We start from the raw sequence: 25,587 nt of genomic DNA, 5'->3' as shown, positions 1-25,587 counted from the left end.
CCGGACCCCGGTCGGTCCTGTCCGTGACGGCGCATGCGCTCGGACGCGAGTCGCGCCTCCAGACCCGGTTCCCGGACTGCGAGAGCGACAGACACCCGCGGAAGATCGACGGGATTCTGTCGCTGTCGCGGGGGTGAGGACGACCGGCGCCGAGGAGAGTCGCCTCCGAGGCGTTCGCCCCACCGCGTCAGCGCACGAACGCCGTCCGGGCGAACCGCTCGTCGGTCGCCTCCAGAACCCGCAGCACGTTGCCTCCGGCCAACGCCCGCAGGTCCGACTCACCCCAGCCGCGCCGGACGAGCTCCGCCGCGAGCACCGGGTACCGCGACACGTCCCGCAGGTCCGGCGGCAGCACCGGGGTGCCGTCGTAGTCACCGCCGAGGCCGAGGTGCGCGACACCGGCGACGTCACGGGCGTGCTCGACGTGGTCGGCGACGTCCGACACCGTGACCAGGGGCGGTTCGCCGGACATCCCCGACTCCTCCCAGTCCGCCCACGCGCGCGACACGAACTTCGGCACGAAGGTGATCATCACGACGCCGCCGTTGTCGGCCAACCGGGCGAGGACGTCGTCAGGCACGTTCCGCGGGTGGTCGTCGATCGTGACGGTCGACGAGTGGCTGAACACGACGGGCCGGGTCGCCACGTCGAGCGTGTCCCGCATGGTGGCCGGTGCGGTGTGGGAGAGGTCGACGAGCATGCCGATCCGCTCCATCTCGGCGACGACCTGCCGCCCGCGGTCGGTCAGGCCGCCGTGTGCCCGTTCTCCGGTCGCGGAGTCGGCCCAGGGGGTGTCGTCGTTGTGGGTGAGCGTCATGTAGCGGACGCCGAGCCGCGCGAGGGTGCGGAGGACCGCGAGGTCGTCACCGATCGAGTGCCCGCCCTCGGCGCCGAGCAGCGACGCGATCCGGCCGGAGTCGACGGCGGTACGGACCTCGGCGGCGGTGCGGGCGAGCGCGAGGTCGTCGGGGTAGCGCTCGATGATCCGGTGTGCGAGGTCGACCTGCTGCAGCGTCGTCGTCACGGGGTCCGGGTCGTCCGCGGGCACGAACACCGACCAGAACTGCCCGACGACGCCGCCGGCACGGAGCTTCGGGATGTCGGTGTGCAGTGAGTCGGTCTCGGTGTCGATGCCCTCGACGCCGGAGTCGTGGCTGTCACGGCGCTCCCAGGGCAGGTCGTTGTGGCCGTCGATGACCGGGAACGGGAGCGCGTCGAACGTCATCCCCCGACGCTACCGCCCGCGCCCTCGTGGCTAGGCTCGAACCGTGCAACCCGTCACCCTCCGCACCGAGCGACTGGTGCTCTCGATCCCCGACCTCGGGGATGCCGGCGACGACCGTTCGACCCCGACGGTCTGGCCGACGTCGTGACCGTCTCGTTCCGGGTCGTGACGGACCTGCCGGTCCCGCCGGAGCGCGCCTTCGCGCTGTCGCTCGACATTGGCGCGCACGAGCGGTCGATGGCCGCGACCGACGAACGCGCCGTCGCCGGCACGACGGCCGGCACGATCGGCCTGGGCGAGACCGTCACCTGGCGTGCGCGGCACTTCGGGATCGTCTGGCGGATGACGAGCAGGATCACCGCCCTGGAGGCGCCTCACCTATTCGTCGACGAACAGGTGCGTGGGCGGCCGTTCGCCCGGTTCCACCACGAGCACCGCTTCGAGCCGTCGGCCGGCGGCACGCGCATGGTCGACACCATCACGTTCCGCGCGCCGCTCGGCCCACTGGGTCGCCTGGCCGAGGTGCTCGCGCTGGCCCGGTACATGCCGCGGCTCATCGCCGACCGCAATGCCTCGCTCGCCGCCGAACTGCGTGCCGAGCTGCGCGCCGGATCCGACGGCGATCAGGGCGCAGCGAGCTCCCCCAGCGTGTCGTAGGCGGCGGCGACGGCGTCGACCCGCACCCGGCCACCGGGGCCGGAGGCGTCGTAGACGTCGTTCGTGATCGCGGCGACGACGGCGAACAGCGCGGCCATCGAGTCGAACGCCGACGGTGAGTCGACCGGGCAGAGGATCGCGGTGGCCGCGGGGGCGGCGATGACCGCGGCCGTCGGGTCGCCGAGGACGATGACGTCGGCCCCGGAGTCGACGCAGTGCCGGACGATCCGCTCGACCCCGGCGGTGTGCCGACGCACGGTCACCAGGACCACGAGGTCGTGCCGGTCGAGGTCGGCGACCTCTTCCCCGAGCCGCTGCCCGGGCGACGGGCCGACCCGGACGTCGGACCGCACCTGCGCCAGCTGGGACCGCAGTTGCAGCGCGATCGGGTACGCGCCGCGCTCACCGAGGACGAGCACGCGGCGGGCACGGACGATCCGACGGGCCAGCCGCGGGCGATCCGCTCGGCCGAGCGACGCGAAGGCCGCGTCGAGGTTGCGCGCCTCGACCGCGCGCTGGTCGACGTGGGCGGCGTCCTCGGCGACCCACGGCAGGCCCGAGCCCCGTGCGGACATCAGGTTCTGCCGGACCTCGGCGGCGTCCTGGAACCCCAGCGACCGGACGAGTCGCGAGACGGTGGCCTTCGAGGTGCCCGACTCGGCCGCGAGTTCGGCGGAGGTGCCGACGAGCAGGAGTTCGGGGTCGTGGCGGACCATGGCGGCGACCCGTCGTTCGGCGGGCGAGAGCTGTTCCCACACGGAGTCGATCCGGGCGCGGACGTCGGGGCCGGCGGTGCTCATGCGCGGGCCACCCGGTCGACGGCGACGGCCAGGGCATCGAGGCCGAGGGCGATGTCCGGCGTCGACACGAACTCGTCCGGGTGGTGGCTGATGCCGTCGGGGTTGCGGAGGAACAGCATCGCCACGTCGGTCACGAGCCCGAGTGACATCGCGTCGTGGCCGGCTCGCGAGAACAGCTCCATCGGCGCGATCTCACCCGTCGAGACGATCCCGGCGCGGACGGCGTCCATCAGCCGGGGCGAGCAGAACACCGCGGGCGCCCGGTGCACCTCGGTCGGGGTGACGCTCACCCCGCGCCGTTCACCGATGAGCGTGAAGGCCTTGGTGAGTTCGTCCCAGACCTCGTCCCGCTCGTCGTCGAACTCGCCGCGCAGGTCGACGGAGAACCGTGCGAGCCCGGGGACGACGTTGACGGCTCCGGGTTCGACGGTCATCGTGCCGACCGTCCCGACCTGGTGCGAAGCCCGGCAGATCCGTTCCACCGCGAGCGCGGCCTCGGCGGCCGCGAGCAGGGCGTCGTGCCGGCGCTCGTAGGGGGTGCCGCCGGCGTGCCGGGCCTCTCCCACGGCCTCGACCGAGAACCGGCGGGCGCTCGCGATGCTCGTGACGACCCCGAGGGCCTGCCCGGCCTGCTCGAGGTGCGGCCCCTGCTCGATGTGCGCCTCGAGGTAGCCGATCACCGACGCAGGGTCGACCGCGGCGTCGCCGACGCGCTCCGGGTCGAGGCCGAAGTCGGTGAAGGCCTGCCGGAGCGTGACGCCGTCACCGTCGGCCAGGTCCCACCAGGCGTCGTCCCAGACCCCGGCCACCGCGGACGACCCGAGCAGGGCCTTGCCGAAGCGCGTGCCCTCTTCGTCGGAGAACGCGATGACCTCGAGCGCGACGGGCAGCGGACCGTCGGCGGTGAGCCGGGCGACCGTGCGGATCGCCATGAGCACCCCGACGACGCCGTCGTACCGTCCGGCGTCCACCACGGTGTCCAGGTGCGAGCCGAGCAGCAGCACGGGGGCGTCGGGCGTCGCGCCCGCGGCCCGGCCGTGCAGGTTGCCGGCGGCGTCCTGCCAGGTGGACAGTCCGGCGTCCTGCATCCAGCCCGCGACGAGGGCGTTCGCCCGGGCGTGCTCGGGCGACAGGTAGACGCGGGTGATCCGGCCCGGTTCGGCGCTGAGGGCGGCGAGCTCGTCGCACCAGCGGGCGACGAGTTCGGCGTCGGCGGTGCCCACGGCGGTCGCGTTCAGGACGGGCACGGCGCTCACGCGAGCACCTCCGCCCCGGCGGGAGCGACCGCTGCGGTGTCGTCGCGGAAGACGTCGAGGGCGGCGTCGACACCACCGCCGTGCGGGACCGCGTGCCCGGCCCGACGCAGGGTGTGCTCGAGCGCGGCCAGGGTCGTGACGACGGTGTCCTTCCGGGCGTTGTAGCCCATGGTGCCGATGCGCCAGACGCGTCCGTGCAGCGGCCCGAACGAGGTGCCGATCTCGATCCCGTGGTCGTCGAGCATCGCGCCGCGGACCTGGTCCCCGACGACGTCGGACGGGATCTCGACGGCGACGACGTTGTGCATCTTGTGGGCGACGTCACCGAAGACCGGGAGCCCGAGGGCCTGCACCCCGGCGAGCATCGCCCGCCCGGCGGTCTCGTGGCGGGCGACGACGGCGTCGCGGCCCTCCTCGAGCAGGATGCGGGCGCACTCGTGCGCGGCGTAGAGCATCGAAGCGGCCTCGGTGTGGTGGTTCAGCCGGCGGGGGCCCCAGTAGTCCAGGATCATCGCGAGGTCGAGGTAGTTCGAGCGGATCGGTTCGTCAGCGACGTCGTCACCGGGTTCGCGGATGCCGGCCTCGACGCTCCGCCGCTCGTCGAGCACGGCCACGGCCTTGGGCGACAGCGTGACGGGTGCGCTGCCGGACGGGCCGCCGAGGCACTTCTGCAGCCCGGCGCTCACGGCGTCGATCCCCCAGGCGTCGACCTCGAGCGGGTTGCCGCCGACCGTCGCGGTGGCGTCGGTGTAGAGCAGGACGCCGTACCGCTCGCAGATCGCACCGAGTTCGTCGAGCGGCTGGTTCATCGTGGTCGAGGTGTCGCCCTGCACGACCGCCAGCACCTTCGGACGGACGCGGGCGATCGCCGACTCGATGGCGGACGGTGTGAAGACCTGGCCCCAGTCGGTCTCGATGGTGTGGACCTCGGCCCCGGCACGGCCTGCGATCTCGGCGAGCAGGTGCCCGAACCGACCGAACACCGGCACGAGCACGCGGTCCCCCGGGGCGAGCAGCGACACCAGCACCGCTTCGATCCCCGCGCGCGAGGTGCCGTCCACGAGCAGCGTCGCATCGTTGCGGGTGCCGAACACGCGGCGGTAGAGCGCCTGCGTCTCGTTCATCGTCGAGGTCATCCACGGGTCGTACTGGCCGACGAGCGGCGTCGACAGTGCGCGGAGCACGCGCGGGTCGGCGTCGATCGGACCGGGCCCCATGAGGAGACGGGCGGGTGGGTTCACTGGGAGCATGGTGGTTCCTTCCGTTCCTGATCCGACGATACCGGAACGATCGTTACAGGGATGTTCCCGCCGCGAGCACGGGCCGTCCGGCCAGCTGCCCCTCGACGCCGACCACGCCCCCGTCCGCCGTGGCGATGCGACGGCCGCGGAGCCAGGTCTCGGTGACGCTGCCGCGCACGCGGAGCCCGTCGAACGCGGACACCGGGTTGCGGTGCTCGAGCCCGGCGACGTCGACGACGGACTCGGCGGACGGGTCGAACACGGCGAAGTGCGCCAGGGCACCGCGAGCGATCACCCCACGGTCCCGCAGCCCGACCAGGGCGGCCGGACCGGTCGTGAACAGCGGCAGCAGCGCCTCGAGCGGGACCCCGCGACGCTCGGCCTCGGTCCACACCGCGCGGAACCCGACCTGCAGGCCGGCGACCCCGCCCCAGGCGAGGCCCCAGTCGTCGGTCTTCAGGTCCACAGTCGAGGGCGAGTGGTCCGACACGACGAGGTCGATCGTGCCGTCGAGCACACCGGCCCACAGCGCGTCGCGGTTGGCGTCGTCGCGGATCGGTGGGCAGCACTTGTAGGCGGTCGCGCCGTCCGGGATCGTGCCCGCATCGAACGACAGGTAGTGCGGGCACGTCTCGACCGTGATCCGGACGCCGTCGTCCTTCGCCGCGCGGAGCATCGGCAGTGCGCCCGCGTCGGACAGGTGCAGCACGTGCACCCGCGCACCGGTCGCCCGCGCGCCGTCGATGACCTGCGCGATCGCGGACCGTTCGGCGGCGACGGGCCGGGTGGCCAGGAAGTCGGCGTACCGGCCGCCGAGCGCCCGGTGCGGCACGAGGTGCTCCGGGTCTTCGGCGTGCACGATCAGCAGGGCGTCGATACCGGCGACCTCGGCGATCGCGGCGCGGAGCTGTTCGGGGTCGAGGTGCGGGAACTCGTCGATACCGCTCGGCGCCGTGAAGCACTTGAACCCGAAGACGCCGGCGTCGTGCAGTGCGTCGAGCGCCCCGAGGCTCGCGGGGACCGCTCCGCCCCAGAACCCGACGTCGACCGCCACCCGGCCCTCGGCACTCGCACGCTTGACGGCGAGCGCCTCGACCGTGGTGGTCGCGGGGATCGAGTTGAGCGGCATGTCCACGATCGTGGTGACGCCGCCCATCGCAGCGGCCCGGGTCGCGGACGCGAAGCCCTCCCACTCGGTGCGGCCGGGCTCGTTGACGTGCACGTGCGTGTCGACGAGTCCGGGGAGCAGCATCTGCCCGCCCGGCACGGTGTGGTCCTGCACGGCGTCGACGACCGCGTCGACGGGCAGGACGCCGGTGACCCGGCCGTCGTGGACGACGACCGCGGCAGGACGGAACGCCCCGTCGACCCAGGCTCGCTGCGCGCGGACGACCAGGTCTGCCGTGTCGCCCGCCGGGAGGCCCGTCATGCGCCCGCCCCGGCCGTCGCGACCGCCGCCGGGTGGCGTTCGAAGCCCGCCAGCAGCCCCGACATGGCCTTCACCGGCGGCAGGGCGTACTCGCCGCGCTTGCCCGTGGACAACCCGAGCCGGACGAGCGACTCCGCCAGGACCGTGGCCGCCGCGACGCCGTCGACGACCGGTGCCCCGATCGCCAGCGAGACCTCGGCGCAGAAGTCCGCCATGCCGGCGCACCCGAGCACGACGGCGTCGGCTCCCCCGTCGATGACCGCTCGGCACTCCTCGATCACGAGCGCACGGGCACCGGACTCAGGGTCGTCGAGCTCGAGCACCGGGACCTCGCACGCCCGGATCTCCGTGACGAGCGGGGCGAAGCCGTAGCGCTCGGCGAGCTCGTGGGCGCGGCCGGTCGTGCGCGCCAGGGTGGTGACGACGCCGAACCGACGGCCGAGCATCGCGGCGGCGTGGAACCCGGCCTCCGCGATCCCGATCACCGGCACCGTCGCGAGCTCCCGCGCGGCGTCGAGCCCCGGGTCCCCGAAGCAGGCGACGACGAACGCGTCCACCCCGTCCTGCTCGCCGCGGCCGATCTGCTCGAGCAGCCCGGGCACGGCCAGGGCCTCTTCGTAGTGGCTCTCGATCGAGGCCGGCCCCATCGAGGGTTCGACCGCTTCGACCAGCGTGCCGGGAGCGGCGGCGGCCTGGGCCGCGATGCCGATCGCCCGCGTCATCGACGCGGTGGTGTTGGGGTTGACGACGCGGATGCGCATCGGGGTCCTTCCGGTGGAGCGAGTGGAGCGGTGGAACCGGTGGTGCTGGGTGGTGCTGGGTGGTGACCATCGTGGCGGGGGCGGGGCGGGCCTCCCGGCCGTGGTGTGGATCTGTGGACGACCGAGCGCCGCGACCCGCCCTGTGGAGGACGGGCCGCGACGCCGGCGGTCAGGCGCGACCGACGGCCGCGCCGTCGTCGACCGAGGGGTCCTCCGCGTCGAGCACGGGCATGCTCGGCCGGACACGCTCGAACGCCCAGAAGACGACGAGGCCCAGGCCGCACCCGATGAACCAGCTGTAGCTCGCCAGCCACGGCAGCACGCCGAGTGCCGGGGGCAGGACCGCGCTCGCCACCGAGATCGCGCCGGTGACCACGAGGGTCCAGATGGCGTTCGGGTTGAACCCGCCGCGGTACCAGTACCGGGCGGTGCGGCTCGTCGAGTACATGTCGTCGATCGCGATGCGCTGCTTGCCGACGATGTAGTAGCCCGCGATGAGGATGCCGAACAACGGGCCGATCAGCGCACCGAGCACCCCGAGCGTGTACAGGATCGCCTGGTCGTTGCCGTACCAGTTCCACGGGGTGAGGAGCACGGAGCCGACTGCGGCGATCATGCCGCCGGCCCGCCACGAGATCTTCCGGGGTGCCACGTTCGAGAAGTCGAACGCGGGGCTGATGAAGTTCGCCACGATGTTGATGCCGACGGTCGCGGTGACGAAGGTCAGGCCACCGAGCAGGATCGCGAAGGGTGCTCCGATGGCCTGCACGGTCTCGATCGGGTCGGTGATGAGCTTGCCGAACACCGGCACCGTCGCACTGGCGCAGAGCACCGTCAGGACCGAGAAGAACAGGAAGTTGATCGGCAGTCCCCAGAAGTTGCCGCGCTTGACCGCGCGGAACGACCGGCCGTAGCGCGAGAAGTCCCCGAAGTTCAGCATCGGGCCGGAGAAGTAGCTGACCACCAGGGCGACCGCGGACAGCATCACCGGGATCGACGCCCCGAACGACAGCGGCTCGCCAGCCGACAGGGTGAACGAGATGTTGCCGATGCCCGCCTGGCTGACCAGGTAGACCGCGAGCACGATCATCACCACGTAGACCGCCGGTCCGGCCCAGTCGATGAACCGCTTGATGGCCTCCATGCCCATCCAGAACAGCGCGCCCTGTGCCACCCACAGGATCGCGTACGAGATCCACCCCAGGGCCGACAGCCCGAGGAACGAGTGGTCGAGCAGCCCCGCCGACGCCGGGATGAACTTGAGGAAGACGATGTTCAGCGACTGGGCGGCGAGGAAGGTCTGCACGCCGTACCAGGCCATCGCGATGAGGCCACGGATGATGGCGGGGACGTTCGCGCCGAGCACCCCGAACACCGCGCGGTTGATCACCGGGTACGGCACGCCGGTGCGCTGCGACGGCTTCGCGACCAGGTTGGCGAAGACCTGCACGATGAGGATGCCGACCACCAGGGCGATGAGCACCTGCCAGCTCGCGATGCCGAGGGCGAAGAGCGACCCGGCGGTGACGTAGCCGCCGACGGAGTGCACGTCGGACATCCAGAAGGCGAAGAAGTTGTAGCTCGTCCAGCGTTGCTCGCGCAGCGGGGCGAGGTCCTCGTTCGTGAGCGCCGGGTCGTACCCGGGCTTGACGACGCCGGCACCCGCTGGGGCGGGGGCGGCGGTCGTGGTGGGGGCGTGGGGCGCGGCGACTGGTGTCGCGATGTCGGTAGCCATGGCGTCCTCCGAGGGAGTGGGAAGCGGGGCGGTGCGTGCTTGAGCACGAAGCTACGGAGCGACTTCGCCCCCGCCGTTTCCCTCGTGTAACGGTCGTGTGTCCCGGACCCCGTCCTGGAACGAGCGTTCCGGGACGGTGGCCGAGACCGGCGCCGACCGCTACCGGTGCCGCGCGCGGAGCCGCACCCGGAGCCGCGCTGCGGCTTGCCGCATCGATCGGCACCGACCCCGCACGGACCCCGCCACGACCCGAGCCGCGGGGACCGCCGGTGGTACGAATCGACCATGAGCAGGGGAATCAGGATCGACCACGTGGGCGTCACGGTGCCGGACATCGACGCAGCCACGCAGTTCTTCGAGGCGGCGTTCGACGCCGTCGTCCTGTACGACATGCGGCGTCGTGACGAGACGCCGAACAGCAGTTCCGAGGCGCACGGCTACCTCGGCATCCCGAGCACCATGGCGCAGGGGGCCATGCGGATGCTCGCGTTGCCGGAGGGGCCGGGGCTCGAGCTGTTCGAGTACCTGGGGCCCGAGCAGCGGAACGCCGCACACCCGTCCGACCTGGGGTGGCAGCACCTGGCGATGTACGCCGACGACCTGGACGAGACACTCGCCCGGGTCGAGGCAGCCGGCGGGACCCGGAACTCCGATCCGCGCGACCTGCGTGGTGACGAGGCGGGGGCCGGCAACCGGTTCGTGTACACCCGCACGCCGTGGGGGTCGACGCTCGAGATCGTCAGCTACCCGACGCCGCAGCCGTACCTGGTGTACGCGCCGCGGCCGAAGTGGGCGCCGTGGCCGATGCCGGACGACGTCTACCCGGTGCCGGCACCCGCCGTGCACTGACGACTCAGTGGCGGGGCACCTGCCCCGTCCGCCGCACGGCCCGTTCGAGCAGTTCGACGTCGATCCCGACGTGCTGCCGGGCGATCACGCCCGCCTCGGGCGCCCGCCCCGAACACACCGCGTCCACCAGCAGTTCGTGCTCGCGGAGCGCGCGGGTCTCCATCTCCGCCATGCCCTCGGCCGTGCCCCACAGGTGCGCCGGAGCGGCGATGGAGATCTGCGCCTCCAACCCGGCGAGCGCGGTCCGCAGGGCGTCGTTCCGCGCGGCGTCGATGATCGTCCGGTGCAGCACGGCGTCGGCTCGCTGCTTCTCGAGACCCGAGGTGGCGTCGCGGAACACCTCGAGCCGTGCACGGATCAGGGCGGCGTCCTCCGGGGTGACCCGTTCCGCGGCGGCCGTCGCGAGCGCCCCGTGCAACAGCGCGATGGCGTCAGCGGTGTCCTGGATCGCCTCCCACCGGGCGAGCAGCACCCGTCCGACGGCGTCCGATGAGCTGTCCGGCCACTCGGTGCGGACGAACGTGCCACCGCCCCGGCCTCGACGGGTCTCGAGCAGCCCCCGTTCGACGAGTCGCGCGATCGCGCCCCGCACGGTGACCCGGGCCACGCCGAGCAGGCCGGCGAGTTCGCGTTCCGGCGGCAGGTTCGCGCCGGGCAGGTACTCGCCCACGGCGACGGCGGTCACGAGGCGGTCCTCGACCTCGTCGACGCGCGTCTCGGTCGCACGATCGGACACACGGACCCCCTTCGCGGTGTTACGACCACGTTAAGGCAGCAGAAAAGGTATTGCGTGGGACCTTTTTCCGCTCCATGCTGACCCCCATGTCCAGCATCACCGCATCCACGATGCCGTTCCGCGACGGCGAGACCTGGTATCGGGCCACCACGCCCGACAGCCCGGTCGCCGGCGCGCTGCCCCTCGTCGTCCTGCACGGCGGGCCCGGCATGGCCCACGACTACCTGCGGAACCTCGCGGCCCTGGCCGACGAGACCGGCCGGACCGTCGTCCACCACGACCAGTTCGGCTGCGGCCGGAGCAGCCACCGCCCCGACGCACCGGTCGACACCTGGCAGCCGCAGCTGTTCGTCGACGAGTACGCCGCCCTGGTCGAGCACCTCGGGCTCGGCGACCACCACGTGCTCGGACAGTCGTGGGGCGGCATGCTCGGCGCCGAGATCGCGGTGCAGCAGCCCGCGGGGCTCCGGTCACTGGCGATCTGCAACTCCCCCGCGTCGATGCAGCTCTGGGTCGACGGCGCCGCCGAGCTGCGCGCGCAGCTGCCCGCCGACGTGCAGGACGCCCTGACCCGGCACGAGACGGCCGGTACCGTCGACGACCCCGAGTACCTGGCGGCGACGCAGGTCTTCTACGAGCGGCACGTCTGCCGCGTGGTCCCGAGCCATCCGGACTTCGTCGACTCCGAGGAGCAGATGGAGCGCGAGCCGACGGTGTACCACACGATGAACGGCCCGAACGAGTTCCACGTCATCGGCACGATGCGTGACTGGACCATCGTCGACCGGCTCGACCGTGTCGCCGTGCCGACGCTCGTCGTCGCCGGCGAGCACGACGAGGCCACGCCCGCCACGTGGGCGCCGTTCGTCGAGCGGATCGCCGACGTGCGGCAGCACGTCTTCCCCGGCGCGAGCCACTGCTCGCACCTGGAGCAGCCGGCGGAGTTCCGCCGGGTCGTCGCGACCTTCCTGGCCGCGCACGACGACGCCTGACCCGGCCACCTCCGGTCTGGAGGCGCTGGACGGGCCCGCCCCGCGCCTCCGGTCCGGAAGTCCCCACCCCCACGGCCGCACCCGCCTTCCCCGACGACACCACCCGCTCCCCTTCCCCGGCACCGCCCCCTCTGCACCGTCCCTCCACCCGAAACGGAACCCGACATGTCGCAGCAGCACAGCGAACTCTCCGCACAGCAGCAGCTCGAGGCCTACGGCTACAAGCAGGAGCTCAAGCGCTCCGTCTCCACCACCGACCTGCTCATCTACGGCCTGGTCTTCATGGTCCCGATCGCCCCCTGGGCGATCTTCGGGACCGTCTACAACGCCTCCAGCGGCATGGTGCCGCTGGTGTACCTCGTCGGCCTCGTCGCGATGATCTTCACCGCCCTGGCCTACGCGCAGATGGCGAAGTCGATCCCCCTCGCCGGCAGCGTGTTCTCGTACGTCGGCCGCGGCATCCACCCCACCGCCGGGTTCTTCGCCGGCTGGGCGATCCTGCTCGACTACCTGCTCGTCCCGACGCTGCTCTACGTGTTCGCCGCCGAGAGCATGGTCGGGATCTTCCCGGGCACGCCCCGCTGGCTGTGGGCACTCGTGTTCGTCGCGATCAACACCGTCATCAACCTGGCCGGGGTGTCCTCGCTCAAGCTCGCGAACCGCGTCTTCCTGCTCATCGAGCTCGTCTTCGTCGCGATCTTCGTCGTCATCGCCATCGTCGCGCTGACCGGTGGGACGATCCCCGACGCGTCCTTCGGCACCGAGCAGATCTGGGACCCGGCCAAGGTGTCGGCGCCGCTCATCGCCTCGGCCCTGTCGATCGCGGTGCTGAGCTTCCTGGGCTTCGACGGCATCTCGACGCTGTCCGAGGAGTCCACCGGCCGTCGTGGCGGGGCCGGCACGGCGATGATCCTGGCGCTCGTCATCGTGGCGTTCCTGTTCATCCTGCAGACCTGGCTCGCGTCCGCCCTGGCCGCGGGACGGGACTCGTTCTCGGACAACGAGGCCGGCAACGCCTTCTTCACCATCGTCGAGCAGGCCTCGTCGAGCGGGTGGGCCACCGCGTTCTTCGCCGTCAACGTGCTCGCCGTCGGCATCGCGAACGCCATGGCCGCACAGGCCGCGACGAGCCGCCTGCTCTTCTCGATGAGCCGCGATCGTCAGCTGCCCGCGTTCCTGCACAAGCTCAACGGGCGCCAGGTGCCGCAGAACGCGATCATCGTCGTCTCGGTGCTCTCCGCGATCCTGGTGCTGTTCTTCGTCGGGCAGATCGACACGATCTCGTCGCTCGTGAACTTCGGCGCGCTGTTCGGCTTCATGCTCCTGCACGTCTCCGTCTTCGTGCACCACGTCGTCAAGGGGAAGTCGCGCAACTGGCTGCTGCACCTGGTCGTCCCGCTGGTCGGGTTCCTGATCATCGGGTACGTCCTGCTCAACGCCGCGGTCGAGGCGAAGGTCGGCGGGATCGTCTGGCTGATCGTCGGCGCGGCCGTGTTCCTGTACTACCGACGCACCGGCCGTTCCACCGAGGTCGGCTCCGAAGCAGAACCGACGACGGAGGACGCACGATGACCCCGGACCACTTCCTGCCGAACACCCTCGGCCGCCCCGGGTTCTCCGCGGACCGGGAGCCCGTGCTGCGGGTCCGCCCCGGTACCGGCGAGACCATCGGCTTCGAGACCACCGACGCCGTCTACGCCGAACTCGACCAGCACCACGACATGGCGCAGCTGCAGGCCCCGATCAACCCGGTGACCGGTCCGGTGTTCGTCGAGGGGGCAGAACCCGGCGACACCCTCGTGGTGACCATCCACGCCATCGAGCTGACCACGCACGGGTGGTCGGTGTCCCTGCCCGGCTCCGGAGCCCTGCAGCACGTGATGGGCGACCGGGTCTTCGCCCGCCGCTGCCCGATCTCGGACGGCACGGTGCAGGTGTCCGACCGGCACCGGTTCCCCGTCCGGCCGATGATCGGGTGCATCGGGACGGCCCCGGCCGAGGGTGAGAACTCGACGATCATGCCGGCCTACCCGGAGGGCGGCAACATGGACGTCACCGAGGCCCGCCCCGGCTCGACCGTTTCCCTGCCCGTCCGGGTCCCCGGTGCGCTGCTGTCGATCGGCGACATCCACGCGCTCATGGCCGAGGGCGAGTCGTCGTTCGTCGCCATCGAGGCCCAGGGCACCGCGATCGTCTCCGTCGACCTGGTCAAGGGCGGCCCGGTGCTCCGCGCACCCCGCATCGAGACCGCCGACGACTGGCTGTTCGTCGGCCTCGGCGACCCCGTGCAGGAGAGCGTCCGGCGCGGGTACGAGGACGCCTTCGCGTTCCTCGTCGACGAGCACGGCTGGAGTGCCGAGGACGCCTACGCGGTGCTGAGCGCGGTCGGTGACTCGAAGCTCGGCGGGCCGACCGGCTCCACCGCCCCGGACCCGTTGCACCCCTTCGCGGCCGTCGGCGCGGTCACCCTGCACCGGGTGCCGAAGTCAGTGCTGTGAGGGTTCGCCGATGCTGACGAGCCCTTCGTGAGCAGGGATGGTCGGGTGCCGAACGGTGACCCGACCATCCCTGCGCACGAAGCGCACGACGCTCGCTCCGCCCGCCGGGAACCTGCACAGGAGTGTGCACGATGATGGGCGCATGCACGAGACCATCCGCTACGTCGCGATCGGCGACAGCTTCTCGGAGGGGATCGGCGACGCCGGTCCCGCTCCGCTCCCCGGCTGGACCGGACGACTCGCGAGCGCGATGGCGGCTGCGTCGGACGCCGACGTCTCGTACGCCAACCTCGCGGTGCGCGGACGGCTGCTCGCCGGGGTCCTCGACGGGCAGCTCGACGCGGCGCTCGACCTCGACCCGGCCCCGACGCTCATCACGTTCTGCGCCGGCGGGAACGACCTGCTCCGCCCCCGCTTCGACGTCGACGCCCTCGTCCGCCTGGTCGAGTCCGCCGTCGACCGGGTCGAGGCGCGCGGCGCGCGGATGGCACTGCTCAGCCCTGCCGACCCGAGCGCGCGGCTGCCCCTCGGGTCGCTCATCAACCGTCGCGGTGACGCCTGGGCCGGAGCGCTCGGCGAGTTGGCCCAGCGCCGCGGCCTGCCGTTCGTCGACGTGTCCCGCGACCCGCACCTGCGCCGTGCGGAGTTCTGGTCCGAGGACCGCCTGCACATGAACGCGACCGGGCACCAGCGTGTCGCCGACCTGGCGCTGCACGCCATCCTGGACGGCCCGGCGGCCGCCGACCCCGCGTCCGTGCACGCCGGTCGCACCGGCTTCCGGGCCGAGGCCCGCTACTACCGCGAGTACGTCCTGCCGTGGGTCGGGCGGCGGGTCACCCGGCGCTCGTCCGGCGACGGCCGGTCAGCGACCTACCCGGCGTGGACGCCGGTCGCGTAGACCCGCGTCGTCCCACCGGTCAGGGCGTGGGCGAACTCGTCGCCCGTCGCCACGAAGCCGCCCGCCTCGTACAGCCGCACCGCCCGGTCGTTGTCGCCGAGCACGTGCAGCACCACGCGGGGGTGCCCGGCGGCCCGGGCGTCGTGCACCGCCTCGGACAGCAGCGACCGTCCGACGCCGCGGGCCTGCACGCCGGGGCGCACCGCGAGCAACGACAGGTAGGCGGCGTCCGCCGGGTCCGTCGACCGACCGGTGCCCGGTGCCGTGACGAGCACGAAGCCGTCCACCGCGCCGTCCGGGCCTGCAGCCACCAGCCAGGCGACGTGCTCCGCCGAGAACTTCTGCCGCGCGCGCTCCCGCACAGCCGGGTCCTCGGCGGCACCGTCACGGGCAGCCACTGCCGCAGCCCACAGGTCGATGCAGGTGTCGGTCTCGTCCGGGGTCGCAGGACGCACGACCACGGACGACTCGATCACCCGATCAGCCTACGACCGCCCGGCTCCCGATCCTGAACGACGCCCCACGGTGCTCGTCGGGCAGCCGGTCCCCGCGGCCGTGCAGCTTCTGGCGGAGCGACCCCGGCTCGTACTCCTCGGGGTAGGCCCCTCGGGCACGGAGCTCCGGGATCACGAACTCGATGACGTCCTCCCACGTGCCCGGGGTCACCGCGTACGCCAGGTTGAAGCCGTCGACGTCGGTCAGCTCCTGGATCTCCTGCAGCCGGTCGGCGATGGTCGCTCCCCCGCCGACCGCCACCGGGCCGAGGCCGCCGATCGCGGTCTGCCGCGCCAGGTCACGGATCGTCCACTTCGACCCGTCCTCCCCGGTCGCCGCCGCGATGTTCGCCGCCGCCGACTGGATCGCGTTCGACTCGACGTCGCCGAGGGGCTGGTCCGGGTCCCACTGCGACAGGTCGACGCCCATCCAGCCGGAGTTGAGCACCAGCGCACCGAGCTCCGACGCGTACGACAGGTAGTCCTCGTACTTCGCCTGGGCCAGCTCGTCGGTGGCGTCCGTGATCACGGTGAGCAACGTGTACACGCGAGCGGCGTACCGGTCGCGACCAGCTGCCTCCAGGGCGTCGCGGACCTTCGCGACGGTCGACGCGAGCTGCTCCACGGTCGGCGCGCCCACGAAGACCGCTTCCGCGTTCTCCGCCGCGAAGCGGATGCCGCGCGGCGACGCGCCCGCCTGGTAGATGACGGGCGTGCGCTGCACCGACGGCTCGGACAGGTGGATGCCCGGCACGTCGAAGTGCGTGCCGTGGTGCTCGATCGGGTGCACCTTCGCCGGGTCCGTGAAGACCCCGGCTTCCCGGTCAGCGACGACGGCGTCGTCCTCCCACGAGCCCTCCCACAGCTTGTAGAGGACCTCGAGGTACTCGTCCGCCACGTCGTACCGATCGTCGTGCGACAGCTGGTCGGTCTGGCCCATGTTCCGCGCGGCACTCGGCAGGTACCCGGTGACGACGTTCCAGCCGACCCGGCCCTTGGTCAGGTGGTCGAGCGTCGACATGCGTCGGGCGAACGGGTACGGGTGCTCGTAGGCGGTGCCCGCCGTGATGCCGAAGCCCAGGTGCTCGGTCACCGACGCCATGGCCGACACGAGCAGGATCGGGTCGTTCACGGGCACCTGCGACCCGGTGCGGAGCGCGGCCTCGTTCGAGCCGCCGTACACGTCGTAGGTGCCCAGGACGTCGGCGATGAAGATGCCGTCGAACGCCCCGCGCTCGAGCGTCTTCGCCAGGTCCGTCCAGTAGGTCAGGTCGCGGTAGTCCCGCGACCGGTCGCGGGGGTGCCGCCACAGTCCGGAGGACTGGTGCGCGACGCAGTTCATGTCGAACGCGTTGAAGCGGATCTGCCGGTGCTCGCTGCTGGTGGTCACGGATCGTGACGCTACGTCGGACACCTGCGACCGTCACGCATCGTGACGAAGCGTGACGGTCGGCTCCGGCACCGGCCTGGAGGCTCGCCCCGCGTCCGCCACGCCACCCCGCGCCGGGCGCGTGGCCGGTTCCCGGGCTCAGGCGCGGTCGTGGAGCGTGACGTGGTACCCGTCGGGGTCGGCGAACGTGAACGTCCGGCCGAAGGGACCGTCGATCGGCGCCGAGACGATGCGGTGCCCGTCGGCGACCAGCGCGTCGTGGATCGCCTGCACGTCCGTCGCGTGCAGCCAGATCGCGGCGCCGATGCCGGGCTGCGCCACCGCGTCGAGGTCCGTGCCGGGCACCAGGTCGCGCAGGGCGAAGGCGATCGGGGTGGTCTCGAACACGACGGCGTGCGGCGGACCGGCCTGCGAGCGGACGAGGCCGAGGTACCGCTCGTAGAACGCCTGCGAGGCATCGAGGTCGCGGGTCTGCAGGGAGATGAAGTCGGGGCCGGTGACGGGCATGTGGTGCTCCTTCGGTTTGTGTCAGTCTTCTGACACCGAGCAATCTATGTCAGACTACTGACATGCGTCAAGACGACACCGGCATCCACCTCGAGACGTCGATCGGCTACCTGCTCAAGGAGACCGCGAGCGCCCTCCGCACGTCGATGGAGGCCGTGCTGCGTCCGCTCGGCATGACGGTGACGCACTACTCCTGCCTGGAGTTGCTCGCACAGCGCCCCGGCCTGTCGAACTCCGAACTCGCGCGGGGCACCTTCGTCACCCGGCAGTCGATGAACGTCCTGCTGCAGACCCTGGAGCGGGACGGCTTCGTCACCCGCGCCACCGAGCCGTCGGTCGGCAAGGCGCTCCCCACGCAGCTGACCGACAGCGGGCGGCAGAGCCTGGCGCAGGCGAGCGCGGCGATCCGCGGAGTCGAGCAGCGGATGCTCGCCGATCTGACCGAGGACCAGCAGACCGCGGCCCGTCAGATCCTGCGGAGCATGGTGACGTCGCTCCGCAGTCAGGCCACGTAGCGCACCGACGCGGCACCCTTCGGCGCGTACCGTTCGTCGAAGTCTCGCTCGTTGGGGATCCACACGTCCCGCCAGAGCGCATCATGCCTGCGCCCGAGCGCGCGGTCGCGCGCCATGCCCCGACGTGCCGCCGTGTCGAGGTCGACGTCACACCAGATGCTGAGGTCGAGGTGAGGAGATGTGTCGGGATGGAAGAGCCCGATCAGGTCGACGATCAGCACATCCGTCCGCGGCAGCGGCTCAGCGGGGCCGAGGGCTCGAACCGACCAATCGAACCGCTGGAACGTGCTCGCCCGACCGGCCCGGTGCGGTTCGAGCACCGACGAGACCAGACGGGGACGATCGACGCCGTCCCAGTCGACGGAGCGCTGATGGGACCGAACGGGGTCGAGGAAGTCGTCGCCTCGGACACGGGCCGCGCCGGGGATCTCCCCGACGAGCGTGCGCGTCAGCGTGGACTTGCCGGATCCGCAGTACCCGGAGACACCGACGACGATCGGTGCACGAGCCGAGGCACGGCGGGACGCGACGAGCTCGATGACGCCGCTGCGGTCCATCGGGCAAGCGTACGAGGTCGATGACGGTGCGCCGGTGTTCGTAGGCTGAGCGGATGGACGTCGCGCTGCGGGACAGCACCACCGAGGACCTCGAGTGGCTCGTCGAGCTCCGGGCCGTGGTGCTGCGCGACGACCTGACCCGGCTCGGGGTGTTCGACGAGATGCGCGTCCGGCAGCGCCTCCGCGACGCGTTCCGACCACAGCTGACCCGCATCGTCGTGGTCGACGGCCGCGACGTCGGATCGATCACCGTGCGGGTCGAGGACGACGTCCGCTGGGTCGAGCACTTCTACCTCGCGCCCGACGTCCAAGGCCGTGGAGTCGGTTCGACCGTGCTGCGCGCCGTCCTCGACGAGCCCCACGACGGTCCGACGCGGCTCAACGTGCTGGTGGGCAGCCCTGCTCGCCGACTCTACGAACGCCACGGGTTCGTGCTCGACACCGATGACGGCGTCGACGTGTTCATGACGCTGCGGGCCGCCGATCGAGCACCCCACGGAGCGCACTGAGCTGCTCGTCGACGATGTCGGCCATCCGGCGCTCGGCCGGTCCGGTGACCCAGGCCTCGAGGGCCAGGTGGAACAGCATCACGGTCGTCTCGGCGATCACCGCCGCCTCGGACGGATCGAGCCCGCGGTGGACGAAGGCGTCGCGTACCGCGTCCGTCAGGTCGGCCCGCTTCCGGGCGTCGCGCTCCCGGAGCGAGGACTCGGACAGCACCAGCCGCCGCACCGCGCCGACCTGGCCGTGACGCCCCTCGAATCGCTCGTCGGCGACGGTGCGGAGGCCGTGCACGACGATGTCGAGCGGGTCGATCCCGGCCGGCGCGACCTCGATGGCGGCACGGGCGAGGTCGGGGATCTCGTCACCGGCGAAGATCACCTCGCGCTTGTCGGCGAAGTACCGGAAGAAGGTGCGGGTCGTCAGGCCGGCCCGTGCGGTGATCTGCGGCACGGTCGTCGCCTGGTAGCCCCGCTCGGCGAAGAGCTCGAACGCCGCTCGCTCGAGTCGCCCTCGGGCATCCGGAGACCAACGCATGTGTCCACAGTAGTGGTGATGACACGTCGTGTCATGGTTGTATGGCGATGACACTTCGTGTCATGACCCACTTCGAGCAAGAGATCGGGACACCATGCCGTCATCGGGCAACGCAGCACTCTGGACCACGTCCGCCGGGCGGTTCGCCGTCGGGCCCGCACCGGTCCCCGAGCCCGGCCCCGGCGAGCTCGTCGTCCGCGCCGAGGCGGCCGCCGTCAACCCGGTCGACGCCGTCGGCGGGCTCTTCCGGCACCTGGTGTTCCCGAAGCTGCGGTTCCCCGCGATCCTCGGGTCCGACGTCGCCGGCACCGTCGTCGCGATCGGCCCGGACGTCGAGCGGTTCCGCGTGGGCGACCGGGTCGTCGGGCACGCCGCGGGGCAGGAGCAGCACCGGAACAGTGCCGCCGAGGGCGCCTTCCAGCACCAGGTCCTGCTGCTCGGCCGTGTGACGACCCCGGTTCCCGACGACCTGTCCGCCGAGCAGGCGGCGGTCCTGCCGCTCGCCGTCTCGACCGCAGCGGCCGGTCTCTTCGAACCGGACCAGCTGGCGCTGTCGTTCCCGACCGCCGACACGTCCGAGCGCCCCGGCGTCGTCCTGGTGTGGGGCGCGTCCACGAGCGTCGGCGCCAACGCCGTCCAGCTCGCCCGGGCCGCCGGGTACGCCGTGATCGGTACCGCATCGCCGAAGAACCACGCGTTCGTGCAGGACCTCGGGGCCGAGGCCGTGTTCGACTACCGCGACAACGGTGCCGCCCGCCGCATCCTCGAGGCACTCGCCGACCGCGAGCTCGCCGGCACCCTCGCCTTCGGGCAGGGCTCGCTGACCCGCACGCTCCCGATCGTCCGGGCAGCCACCGGCTCCGGCCGACTCGCATCGGCGTACCCGACGCCGGTGACGACGATCCGTGCACGCCTCGAGCGCCGACACGGGGTCCACGTCACCGCGATCTGGGGCGGCCGCCCGACGGAGTCCGAGGTCGGCCCCGCGATCTACCGCGACTTCCTGCCCGAGGCGCTCCGCACCGGTCGGTACCGCGCCACCCCGACCGCATCCGTCGTCGGATCGGGACTCGCCGCGATCCCGGACGCCCTCGCCGAGCTCCGCGCGGGTGTCTCTGCCCGGAAGCTCGTCGTCACGCTCCCCTGAGCCGGTAGCGTCAGCGACGTGACCGATGCCCACGAGCAAGACGACGAGACGTTCGAGATCACGATGTCGGGCGGTGGCACGCCGCGGGGGCACCTGCAGGACCCGAGCGCCGTCACGTTGCACCTGGACCCGCGGCTCATCGGCGACACCGCCAGGGGCAAGGAGATGTTCGCACTGGCGATCGACCAGCAGCACACCGCTCTGTCCGACTACACCACCGCCATCGAGGCCGCCGACGGTGACGTGACCGCTCCGGCGGTGCAGGACGCCGCCACCGCGCTGCACCAGGCGCTCCAGTTCCTGCCGATCGCCCACACCGTCTACACGGGTGTCGGCTTCCCCACGGGCCGCGTCGGGGACGGCTCCCGCCCGACCTCGCTGCGACCGGAGCGCGGCGAGCGCGGCCTCGGCGTCCACCCCGACATGCTCACGGCGATCCACGGGGATGCATCGCAGCGCTGGGAGCTCGCCTGCGAAGAGGACCTCCCCCTCGCCGTCGAGATCACCCTGGCGACCGATCCGGACGAGAACGTGCGGTCCGCATTCCTCATGGGGACGAGGTCACGAACCGTCGTCCTGCTCATGGAACAGCGAGAGACCGACCCGGAGATGCTCGAACAGCTCGCGCAGCAGGGCTACGCGAGCCCCGAACGGAAGTTCCCCGTGCCGCTCGCCGACCTCGTTCTCCGAGAGCTGGACGGCCTCTACGAGCTCCTCGGTCTCGACGACGACGCCGTCGCGCTCGCGAAGTCCCGCTGGGCACGGGCGCAGGATCGGAACGAGCGCATCAGCGTCGCTGACGCGCTGCGCGAGATCGGAGTCATCAGCTGATCCGCTTGGCGTACCAGCGGTCCGAGTACGGATCATCGTTGAACGGTGCCACCCGAACGAAGCCGAGCCGTTCGTAGAGCGCACAGGCCTCGGCGAGCTCGGCCCGCGTGTCCAGCCGCAGCGACGTGAGCCCGCGAGCTCGGCAGACCTCCTCGACGTGGCGCAGGAGCGCCGAACCGACGCCTCGGCCGCGGTGCTCCGGCAGCGTGAACACCTTGGTCAGCTCGCCGACGGCACCGACGAAGCGCACGCCGGCGCAGGCGACAGCGGCTTCCGCGTCACTCGCGACGACGAACACCCCGGAGTCACCCTGCAGGTCGTCGTACGGCTCCTCGTCGAGCGCGCGGTCGACCTCGGCCGGCGTCGCCGCCCGCCCGTACCACCGCGACGCGACCTCCGTCAGGTAGGCCCGCACGATCGCGTCGGCCCGGCCTGCGCCAGGTTGCTCCGTCTCGATGGTCATCGCTTCCCTTGCGTGGCCGCAGCCGGGTCAGCGGGAAGCGGTCGCCTCGCGCGCGGCGGCTTCCGCCGCGACCCAGGCGAGCATGCCGCACTTGACGCGCATGACGAACTTGGAGACGCCGTGGAAGGCGACGAGGTCCTCGAGGACGTCCTCGTCGGGCTCACCGACACCGCGCGAGCGCATCATGGTGCGGAACTCCTCGGTCAGTGCGAGGAACTCGGGCACCGTGCGGCCGACGGCCATGTCGGTGAGGACGGATGCCGAGGCCATCGAGATCGAGCAGCCGTCGCCCTGCCACGCGAGCCCGGCGATGCGGTCGGTGCCGGGTTCGAGCCGCAGGCTGACCGTGATCTCGTCGCCGCACGTGGGGTTCCGCTCGAAGTGCGAGGCATCCGCGTCGGGCATCGCGCCGTCGCCGTGCCGCGCTTTCGCGTGGTCGAGGATGACCTGCTGGTACAGGCTGTCGAGGGCGTTCACGCGGACGCTCCGAAGTAGTCGCGGACCTCGGCGACGGCTGCGAGGAACCGGTCGACGTCGTGGTCGGTCGTGTACACGTAGGTGCTCGCCCGGCTCGTGGCGACGAGTCCGAGGCGGCGGTGCAGGGGCTGGGCGCAGTGGTGACCGGAACGCACGGCGATGCCCTGCGCGTCGAGGTACTGCGAGACGTCGTGCGCGTGCACGCCGTCGACGTCGAACGCGACCAGGCCGGAGCGCGGGACGCCGGCGGGCGGGCCGACCACGCGGATGCCGGGCACAGCGGCGAGACCGTCGAGCATCCGGCGGGCGAGGTGCTCCTCGTGGGCGCGGACGCGTTCCATGCCGATGCCCCGCAGGTAGCGGACGGCCTCGGCGAGGGCGACCGCCTGGGAGACGGGCTGCGTGCCGGCCTCGAACCGCTCGGGTGCCGGCATGAACTCGGAGCCCTCCATCGTCACGGTGGTGATCATCGAGCCACCGGTGCGGAACGGCGGCAGGGCGTCGAGCAGCTCGGCACGGCCCCAGAGCACGCCGATGCCGTTCGGACCGAGCATCTTGTGCCCGGAGAACGCGGCGAAGTCGACCCCGAGCTGCTGCACGTCGAGGGGACGGTGCGGTGCGGACTGGCAGGCGTCGAGCACGACGAGGGCGCCGCGGGCGTGGGCGAGACCGACGACCTGCTCGACGGGGGCGATCATCCCGGTGACGTTCGAGACGTGCGAGAACGCGACGACCTTCGTGCGGTCGGTGATCAGGGCCGCGGCGTCGTCGGCGGTCCAGGTGCCGTCGTCGGCGACCGGGATCCAGCGCAGGGTGGCACCGGTCAGCGCGGCGAGCTCCTGCCACGGCACGAGGTTGGCGTGGTGTTCGGCCTCGGTCACGAGGATCTCGTCACCGGCGCCCAGGCGGAAGCGCTCGGCATCGGCACCGCCGCGGCCACGGCTGGCGTTGGCCATGCCGTAGGCGACGAGGTTGAGGGCATCGGTGGCGTTCGCGGTCCACACCACCTCGGTCGGGGCGGCGGCTCCGATGAAGCCGGCGACGGTGGCGCGGGCGTCCTCGTAGGCGTCGGTGCTGAGCGCCGCGAGCGTGTGGGCCCCGCGGTGGACGGCGGCGTTGTCGTGTTCGAGGAACCGGCGCTCGGCATCGAGGACCTGGCGGGGGCGTTCAGCCGTCGCCCCGGAGTCCAGGTACGCCAACGGCTGCCCGTTCACGTCCTGCGCGAGGATCGGGAAGTCCCGCTTGATCGCCTCGACCTCGGCCTCGGTGAGCGGCTGGTTCGGCGCCACGACTGTCACGTCTCGTCCTCCTGGTGCTGCTGTCCGGAGCAACCCGTCCATGGTGTCCGTTGTTCCCGACCACGTCCAGTCGGCACGGCGACGGCCCAGGACCACGCCGGGTCCTGGGCCGTGCACGTTGCTCGCTACTCGTTGCCGATCTTCTTGTCCGCAGCGTCGCGGGCACCGTCGATCTTGTCGTCGTACTTGCCGCCCGTGGCCTTCTTGACCGCGTCGGCCACGCCGCCGAGCACCTTGTCGCTGACGCCCTCGGCCTTCTCGCTCTTCAGGGCGTCCTGGACCTTGCCGTCCTGCAGGAACTCCTGGGCCTTCTTCGTGATGTCGTCGAACCCCGCCATCGGCTGCTCCTCGTCTCGGTGCGGAGCCCGTCGCTCCGTCCTGGCGCCGACAGTAGGCCGCCGGGCAGCCGTCCGTACCGGAACGCTCGGGGTCTTCACACCATCTGGGCGCTGCGACGGCGGGCGAGCACGTACCCGACGGCGACCGCGCCGGACACCGCGAGCAACGAGGGCACGAGGATGTCGGTGCCCTGCTGGGTGAACTCGACGACGAGCACGAGGGCGGTGAACGGCGCCCGCATGGTCGTGGCGAGGAAGGCCGCCGCACCGACGAAGGCGAAGGCCGCCAGGCTCGGACCGTCGGCCGGCCACAGCAGCAGCCACGCACCGCCCAGGCCACCGCCGATCGCCGAACCGATGGCGATCGACGGGGTCAGCGTGCCACCGACCGCACCGGCCCCGATGGTGGCCGAGGTGGTCACGGTCCGCAGGACACCGAGCAGCAGCAGGAGCACGATCGGCGAGAGGCCGGCGAACGAGGCGTCGTCCAGCGTGGTGTTCATCGCGACGAGGCCGAGCGCCCGACCGTTGCCGAGGATCTCCGGGAACGGGATCGCGATGAGCCCGACCATCGCGAAGACCACCGGCAGCACGACGAGCAGGTGCCAGCCCTTCGGGGCGATGCCCTGCAGCCGGTTGGTCAGCTTGACGAACCCGACCCCGGCGAGCCCCAGCACGGGTCCCACCACGACCGCCCAGACGAGCAGCGACGGCGAGAGGTGCATCGCGGGCACGTGGTACAGCACCTCGTCCGGGATCACGAGCCGGGCGGTGATGGCGGCGACCGCACTCGTGGCGAAGGCGGGCAGGGCGGTCGCGAAGCTGATCTCCCCGAGCAGGACCTCGACCGCGAACAGCGCGCCGCCGAGGGGCACGTCGTACACGGCGGCGAGGCCGGCCGCGGCACCGCAGGCGACGAGGATCTTCGTCTCGCGTGCGGTCAGCCCCGCACGACGGGTGACGAGTTGGGCGAGCCAGGCCCCGACCTCACGCGGCGCGACCTCCTTGCCGATGGACGCGCCGAGCCCCACGGCCAGGATCTGGATGCCGGCGTTCGCGAGCGTCGCCAGGGCCGGCATCCGCTTGCCGTCGACGGCCGCGGTGACCGAGACGATCGAGCGCCCCCACCGACGGAGCGCCCACCAGGCGAACCCCGTCAGGACGCCGGCCGCGGTGAGCGCGAGGAACCGGTTCAGCCCGGACGGTGCGTCGGCGGCCTCGAGGTGCCCGCCGAACCCGTACCCGAAGGCGACGAACTGGATGAGCTGGAGCGCGAGCCAGACCGCGATGCCGGCGACGCCGCCGGAGACGCCCACCAGGGCGGTGACGACGGCGAGCTTGAGGGCCCAGACCGGGGTCGCGTGTCCGGAGTGCGGCATGACCGGAAGCCTAACGGGCTGGACGCACCCGATGACGGACGGGGACGGGCCCGCCGGACGCGGGACGGGCCTCCAG

The 25,587-nt window shown here is 72.0% G+C and carries 28 protein-coding genes; 10 read left to right on the top strand and 18 right to left on the bottom strand.

All coding sequences use genetic code 11. The features are described from left to right. Positions 1-187: 187 nt before the first annotated feature. Entirely contained in the window at positions 188-1,225 is a 1,038-nt protein-coding gene (locus tag H7A73_RS11615) for a dipeptidase (protein ID WP_182066094.1), read from the bottom strand. Positions 1,226-1,369: 144 nt separating this feature from the next. On the opposite strand from H7A73_RS11615, the gene H7A73_RS11610 reads away from it, so the two are divergent. Continuing rightward, the gene (locus H7A73_RS11610; protein ID WP_182066093.1) at positions 1,370-1,882 is read left to right on the top strand and encodes an SRPBCC family protein; all 513 of its coding nucleotides are present in this window, start codon (positions 1,370-1,372) and stop codon (positions 1,880-1,882) included. Here the strand turns inward: H7A73_RS11610 and H7A73_RS11605 are convergent. The 6 genes from H7A73_RS11605 to H7A73_RS11580 all read right to left on the bottom strand — a co-directional run bounded on the left by H7A73_RS11605 (position 1,849) and on the right by H7A73_RS11580 (position 9,104). Then, a complete protein-coding gene (locus tag H7A73_RS11605; RefSeq protein WP_071405077.1) occupies positions 1,849-2,682 on the bottom strand; it encodes a MurR/RpiR family transcriptional regulator in 834 nt (277 codons plus the stop codon). The genes H7A73_RS11610 and H7A73_RS11605 overlap by 34 nt on opposite strands. Continuing rightward, a complete protein-coding gene (locus H7A73_RS11600) occupies positions 2,679-3,938 on the bottom strand; it encodes an allantoate amidohydrolase (protein WP_182066092.1) in 1,260 nt (419 codons plus the stop codon). The genes H7A73_RS11605 and H7A73_RS11600 overlap by 4 nt, the downstream gene beginning before the upstream one ends. Continuing rightward, positions 3,935-5,188: a pyridoxal-phosphate-dependent aminotransferase family protein gene (locus H7A73_RS11595; RefSeq protein WP_110863478.1), complete on the bottom strand. Its 1,254-nt coding sequence runs from the start codon at positions 5,186-5,188 to the stop codon at positions 3,935-3,937. The genes H7A73_RS11600 and H7A73_RS11595 overlap by 4 nt, the downstream gene beginning before the upstream one ends. Positions 5,189-5,231: 43 nt before the next feature. Beyond that, complete coding sequence (gene allB, locus H7A73_RS11590; protein ID WP_182066091.1) at positions 5,232-6,608, bottom strand: allantoinase AllB; 1,377 nt, start codon at positions 6,606-6,608, stop codon at positions 5,232-5,234. After that, positions 6,605-7,369: an aspartate/glutamate racemase family protein gene (locus H7A73_RS11585; RefSeq protein WP_182066090.1), complete on the bottom strand. Its 765-nt coding sequence runs from the start codon at positions 7,367-7,369 to the stop codon at positions 6,605-6,607. The genes allB and H7A73_RS11585 overlap by 4 nt, the downstream gene beginning before the upstream one ends. Before the next feature lie 169 nt (positions 7,370-7,538). Beyond that, a complete protein-coding gene (locus H7A73_RS11580; RefSeq protein ID WP_182066089.1) occupies positions 7,539-9,104 on the bottom strand; it encodes an NCS1 family nucleobase:cation symporter-1 in 1,566 nt (521 codons plus the stop codon). Between the two features lie 285 nt (positions 9,105-9,389). On the opposite strand from H7A73_RS11580, the gene H7A73_RS11575 reads away from it, so the two are divergent. Beyond that, positions 9,390-9,953 carry a VOC family protein gene (locus tag H7A73_RS11575; protein ID WP_182066088.1) on the top strand — a complete coding sequence of 188 codons (564 nt, stop codon included), beginning with the start codon at positions 9,390-9,392 and terminating at the stop codon, positions 9,951-9,953. A 4-nt stretch (positions 9,954-9,957) separates the two neighbouring features. Here H7A73_RS11575 and H7A73_RS11570 read toward each other — a convergent pair whose 3' ends face one another. Beyond that, positions 9,958-10,689, bottom strand: coding sequence for a FadR/GntR family transcriptional regulator (locus tag H7A73_RS11570; RefSeq protein ID WP_182066087.1), 732 nt, complete (start codon positions 10,687-10,689; stop codon positions 9,958-9,960). A gap of 86 nt (positions 10,690-10,775) precedes the next feature. On the opposite strand from H7A73_RS11570, the gene H7A73_RS11565 reads away from it, so the two are divergent. The 4 genes from H7A73_RS11565 to H7A73_RS11550 all read left to right on the top strand — a co-directional run bounded on the left by H7A73_RS11565 (position 10,776) and on the right by H7A73_RS11550 (position 15,077). After that, on the top strand, positions 10,776-11,681 hold the full coding sequence (locus tag H7A73_RS11565; RefSeq protein WP_259362859.1) for a proline iminopeptidase-family hydrolase: 906 nt from the start codon (positions 10,776-10,778) through the stop codon (positions 11,679-11,681). A gap of 165 nt (positions 11,682-11,846) precedes the next feature. After that, positions 11,847-13,253 carry an APC family permease gene (locus H7A73_RS11560; RefSeq protein ID WP_182066085.1) on the top strand — a complete coding sequence of 469 codons (1,407 nt, stop codon included), beginning with the start codon at positions 11,847-11,849 and terminating at the stop codon, positions 13,251-13,253. Further along, positions 13,250-14,179: an acetamidase/formamidase family protein gene (locus H7A73_RS11555; protein WP_182066084.1), complete on the top strand. Its 930-nt coding sequence runs from the start codon at positions 13,250-13,252 to the stop codon at positions 14,177-14,179. The genes H7A73_RS11560 and H7A73_RS11555 overlap by 4 nt, the downstream gene beginning before the upstream one ends. A gap of 142 nt (positions 14,180-14,321) precedes the next feature. Continuing rightward, positions 14,322-15,077 (top strand): SGNH/GDSL hydrolase family protein, encoded by a 756-nt coding sequence (locus H7A73_RS11550; RefSeq protein WP_259362858.1) that lies wholly within the window; start codon positions 14,322-14,324, stop codon positions 15,075-15,077. Here the strand turns inward: H7A73_RS11550 and H7A73_RS11545 are convergent. The 3 genes from H7A73_RS11545 to H7A73_RS11535 all read right to left on the bottom strand — a co-directional run bounded on the left by H7A73_RS11545 (position 15,050) and on the right by H7A73_RS11535 (position 17,468). Next, positions 15,050-15,553, bottom strand: coding sequence for a GNAT family N-acetyltransferase (locus tag H7A73_RS11545; protein WP_182066083.1), 504 nt, complete (start codon positions 15,551-15,553; stop codon positions 15,050-15,052). The genes H7A73_RS11550 and H7A73_RS11545 overlap by 28 nt on opposite strands. Before the next feature lie 4 nt (positions 15,554-15,557). Then, the gene (locus tag H7A73_RS11540; RefSeq protein ID WP_071405065.1) at positions 15,558-16,961 is read right to left on the bottom strand and encodes an LLM class flavin-dependent oxidoreductase; all 1,404 of its coding nucleotides are present in this window, start codon (positions 16,959-16,961) and stop codon (positions 15,558-15,560) included. Between the two features lie 138 nt (positions 16,962-17,099). Then, positions 17,100-17,468, bottom strand: a complete 369-nt coding sequence (locus tag H7A73_RS11535; RefSeq protein ID WP_111087383.1) for a VOC family protein — start codon at positions 17,466-17,468, stop codon at positions 17,100-17,102. A gap of 62 nt (positions 17,469-17,530) precedes the next feature. Here H7A73_RS11535 and H7A73_RS11530 point away from each other — a divergent pair, with 62 nt between their 5' ends. Beyond that, complete coding sequence (locus H7A73_RS11530; protein WP_182066082.1) at positions 17,531-17,983, top strand: MarR family winged helix-turn-helix transcriptional regulator; 453 nt, start codon at positions 17,531-17,533, stop codon at positions 17,981-17,983. Here the strand turns inward: H7A73_RS11530 and H7A73_RS11525 are convergent. Next, positions 17,971-18,540, bottom strand: coding sequence for a uridine kinase (locus H7A73_RS11525; protein ID WP_182066081.1), 570 nt, complete (start codon positions 18,538-18,540; stop codon positions 17,971-17,973). The genes H7A73_RS11530 and H7A73_RS11525 overlap by 13 nt on opposite strands. Before the next feature lie 53 nt (positions 18,541-18,593). Here H7A73_RS11525 and H7A73_RS11520 point away from each other — a divergent pair, with 53 nt between their 5' ends. Further along, entirely contained in the window at positions 18,594-19,049 is a 456-nt protein-coding gene (locus H7A73_RS11520) for a GNAT family N-acetyltransferase (RefSeq protein WP_182066080.1), read from the top strand. Here the strand turns inward: H7A73_RS11520 and H7A73_RS11515 are convergent. Then, positions 19,003-19,578: a TetR/AcrR family transcriptional regulator gene (locus H7A73_RS11515; protein ID WP_182066079.1), complete on the bottom strand. Its 576-nt coding sequence runs from the start codon at positions 19,576-19,578 to the stop codon at positions 19,003-19,005. The two genes, H7A73_RS11520 and H7A73_RS11515, sit on opposite strands and share 47 nt — an antisense overlap. Before the next feature lie 94 nt (positions 19,579-19,672). On the opposite strand from H7A73_RS11515, the gene H7A73_RS11510 reads away from it, so the two are divergent. Continuing rightward, a complete protein-coding gene (locus tag H7A73_RS11510) occupies positions 19,673-20,725 on the top strand; it encodes a zinc-binding alcohol dehydrogenase family protein (RefSeq protein ID WP_182066078.1) in 1,053 nt (350 codons plus the stop codon). An 18-nt stretch (positions 20,726-20,743) separates the two neighbouring features. Continuing rightward, complete coding sequence (locus H7A73_RS11505) at positions 20,744-21,556, top strand: hypothetical protein (RefSeq protein ID WP_182066077.1); 813 nt, start codon at positions 20,744-20,746, stop codon at positions 21,554-21,556. Here the strand turns inward: H7A73_RS11505 and H7A73_RS11500 are convergent. From H7A73_RS11500 to H7A73_RS11480, 5 genes are all read right to left on the bottom strand, one after another. Continuing rightward, positions 21,549-22,019 (bottom strand): GNAT family N-acetyltransferase, encoded by a 471-nt coding sequence (locus H7A73_RS11500; RefSeq protein ID WP_182066076.1) that lies wholly within the window; start codon positions 22,017-22,019, stop codon positions 21,549-21,551. The genes H7A73_RS11505 and H7A73_RS11500 overlap by 8 nt on opposite strands. Before the next feature lie 27 nt (positions 22,020-22,046). Beyond that, positions 22,047-22,496 (bottom strand): Fe-S cluster assembly sulfur transfer protein SufU, encoded by a 450-nt coding sequence (gene sufU / locus H7A73_RS11495; protein ID WP_071405057.1) that lies wholly within the window; start codon positions 22,494-22,496, stop codon positions 22,047-22,049. Then, positions 22,493-23,785 carry an aminotransferase class V-fold PLP-dependent enzyme gene (locus tag H7A73_RS11490; RefSeq protein ID WP_182066126.1) on the bottom strand — a complete coding sequence of 431 codons (1,293 nt, stop codon included), beginning with the start codon at positions 23,783-23,785 and terminating at the stop codon, positions 22,493-22,495. The genes sufU and H7A73_RS11490 overlap by 4 nt, the downstream gene beginning before the upstream one ends. 134 nt (positions 23,786-23,919) lie before the next feature. Next, entirely contained in the window at positions 23,920-24,132 is a 213-nt protein-coding gene (locus H7A73_RS11485; RefSeq protein WP_182066075.1) for an Rv0909 family putative TA system antitoxin, read from the bottom strand. A gap of 95 nt (positions 24,133-24,227) precedes the next feature. Next, positions 24,228-25,511, bottom strand: coding sequence for a chloride channel protein (locus H7A73_RS11480; RefSeq protein ID WP_182066074.1), 1,284 nt, complete (start codon positions 25,509-25,511; stop codon positions 24,228-24,230). Between the last annotated feature and the right edge of the window lie 76 nt (positions 25,512-25,587).

The sequence above is a fragment of the Curtobacterium sp. ME12 genome (assembly GCF_903970855.1).
GTDB lineage: Bacteria > Actinomycetota > Actinomycetes > Actinomycetales > Microbacteriaceae > Curtobacterium > Curtobacterium poinsettiae_A.
The sequence above is the reverse complement of the archived record's forward strand: the minus strand, read 5'-3'. Positions and strand labels throughout refer to the sequence as shown.

Coding starts and splice junctions, on each gene's coding strand:
- H7A73_RS11575 (WP_182066088.1), top strand. CDS start 9,390: ATGAGCAGGGGAATCAGGATCGACCACGTGGGCGTCACGGTGCCGGAC.
- H7A73_RS11615 (WP_182066094.1), bottom strand. CDS start 1,225: ATGACGTTCGACGCGCTCCCGTTCCCGGTCATCGACGGCCACAACGAC.
- H7A73_RS11580 (WP_182066089.1), bottom strand. CDS start 9,104: ATGGCTACCGACATCGCGACACCAGTCGCCGCGCCCCACGCCCCCACC.
- H7A73_RS11520 (WP_182066080.1), top strand. CDS start 18,594: ATGGACGTCGCGCTGCGGGACAGCACCACCGAGGACCTCGAGTGGCTC.
- H7A73_RS11585 (WP_182066090.1), bottom strand. CDS start 7,369: ATGCGCATCCGCGTCGTCAACCCCAACACCACCGCGTCGATGACGCGG.
- H7A73_RS11510 (WP_182066078.1), top strand. CDS start 19,673: ATGCCGTCATCGGGCAACGCAGCACTCTGGACCACGTCCGCCGGGCGG.
- H7A73_RS11565 (WP_259362859.1), top strand. CDS start 10,776: ATGTCCAGCATCACCGCATCCACGATGCCGTTCCGCGACGGCGAGACC.
- H7A73_RS11535 (WP_111087383.1), bottom strand. CDS start 17,468: ATGCCCGTCACCGGCCCCGACTTCATCTCCCTGCAGACCCGCGACCTC.
- H7A73_RS11550 (WP_259362858.1), top strand. CDS start 14,322: ATGCACGAGACCATCCGCTACGTCGCGATCGGCGACAGCTTCTCGGAG.
- H7A73_RS11560 (WP_182066085.1), top strand. CDS start 11,847: ATGTCGCAGCAGCACAGCGAACTCTCCGCACAGCAGCAGCTCGAGGCC.
- H7A73_RS11555 (WP_182066084.1), top strand. CDS start 13,250: ATGACCCCGGACCACTTCCTGCCGAACACCCTCGGCCGCCCCGGGTTC.
- allB (WP_182066091.1), bottom strand. CDS start 6,608: ATGACGGGCCTCCCGGCGGGCGACACGGCAGACCTGGTCGTCCGCGCG.
- H7A73_RS11525 (WP_182066081.1), bottom strand. CDS start 18,540: ATGGACCGCAGCGGCGTCATCGAGCTCGTCGCGTCCCGCCGTGCCTCG.
- H7A73_RS11605 (WP_071405077.1), bottom strand. CDS start 2,682: ATGAGCACCGCCGGCCCCGACGTCCGCGCCCGGATCGACTCCGTGTGG.
- H7A73_RS11500 (WP_182066076.1), bottom strand. CDS start 22,019: ATGACCATCGAGACGGAGCAACCTGGCGCAGGCCGGGCCGACGCGATC.
- H7A73_RS11595 (WP_110863478.1), bottom strand. CDS start 5,188: ATGCTCCCAGTGAACCCACCCGCCCGTCTCCTCATGGGGCCCGGTCCG.
- H7A73_RS11485 (WP_182066075.1), bottom strand. CDS start 24,132: ATGGCGGGGTTCGACGACATCACGAAGAAGGCCCAGGAGTTCCTGCAG.
- H7A73_RS11480 (WP_182066074.1), bottom strand. CDS start 25,511: ATGCCGCACTCCGGACACGCGACCCCGGTCTGGGCCCTCAAGCTCGCC.
- H7A73_RS11530 (WP_182066082.1), top strand. CDS start 17,531: ATGCGTCAAGACGACACCGGCATCCACCTCGAGACGTCGATCGGCTAC.
- H7A73_RS11515 (WP_182066079.1), bottom strand. CDS start 19,578: ATGCGTTGGTCTCCGGATGCCCGAGGGCGACTCGAGCGAGCGGCGTTC.